The organism is Tepidiforma sp., assembly GCF_026419595.1.
In the GTDB taxonomy this organism is placed as follows: Bacteria; Chloroflexota; Dehalococcoidia; order Tepidiformales; family Tepidiformaceae; genus Tepidiforma.
The window spans coordinates 1-1008 of the sequence record NZ_JANZZD010000074.1 but is presented as its reverse complement, the minus strand read 5'-3'; the positions used below and the strand labels follow the sequence as shown (position 1 = coordinate 1008).

Genomic DNA, 1008 nt, shown 5'->3' with positions numbered 1-1008 from the left:
TCCCAGGCCAGGCCCTTGGCCCCCGGTAGGGCCTCTCCTTCCCTGGCCTTGGCCCGGTACTCTGGGTTAACGGGCAAAAGGCCAAGGAAACGGGGTGGAATTTCCACCAGGGCCTTGTTGATGAGTACGGCCACGGGGTTGAGGTCGGAGGCGTAGGCCCTAAGCCCCAGGCGCTGGGCCTCCAGGGGAATGGTGCCGCCGCCAGCGAAGGGGTCCAGCACGGGAGGAGCTTCCTCCAGCAGGGCCGCTATGGCCTCACGGTCGTTCGCGGAAGCTGGCGGGGTTTTGCCTAAGCTTTGGGCCAGGCTTTTGGCGATCTCGTACTGGGCCTCGGCCACCACCCCTTTCCTGGGGTCCAGGGCTTCCTGGGGGTCCTTCACGTGGTCCCAGTTCACTAGGCGCTCCAAGAGGTCAAAGAGCCGCTCCCGCTCCTTCCTTGCCGCCTCTGGGGGAAAGTGCTCCTCCGGGTCGTCCACCAGGCTGGCGAAGAGGACGGCCCGGGCCGCCGCCAGGGGTCGCCTGGCCCACCAAAGGTGCAGGGTGGAGGGGTGGCCGTGGCGGATGGACTTCTCGCGGCTGGCCTCGCGGTTGATGGCCTCGAGGGGTAGGGCGACCTCTATGAGCTTCTTCCTGGCCATGGGTTAGGCCTCCAAGGACGGGTCAAGTTTTTCCCGCGGGGCCCTTTGCGGAGCCCTAGGGGGTGCCTTAGGAAAAAGGGGGGCTTGCGATACAAAAGCCGCCCCTTTGTATCATAAGCCCCTACCTTGGGCTACGCTTGTATCACAAGACCTCCAACACCTGCACCGCCTTGGCCAGAAGCTCCTTGAGGCTGTAGCTGACGCTTACCACGCCGAAGTCGGGCTCGCGGGTGAAGGGGGCAGGGATGTAGTGGACCCGGAGGGCCCTTTGACCGTCGGTTTCCACCACTGCCAGGAACCAGGACTCGGGCTTGTTCAGGGCAGTGAGGATCTGGGTGCGGGAGAGGGTGACCACCTCCGAGTCCGGCCC

The 1008-nt window shown here is 65.3% G+C and carries 2 protein-coding genes; both read right to left on the bottom strand.

Features of this window, described 5'->3' with window-relative positions:
• A partial coding sequence (locus N2041_RS14385) for a DUF1156 domain-containing protein (RefSeq protein ID WP_297679277.1) occupies positions 1 to 638 on the bottom strand: 638 nt, incomplete at its 3' end.
• 142 nt (positions 639 to 780) lie between these two features.
• Positions 781 to 1008 (bottom strand): hypothetical protein (locus N2041_RS14380; protein WP_297679275.1); only part of this gene is annotated, 228 nt, incomplete at its 5' end.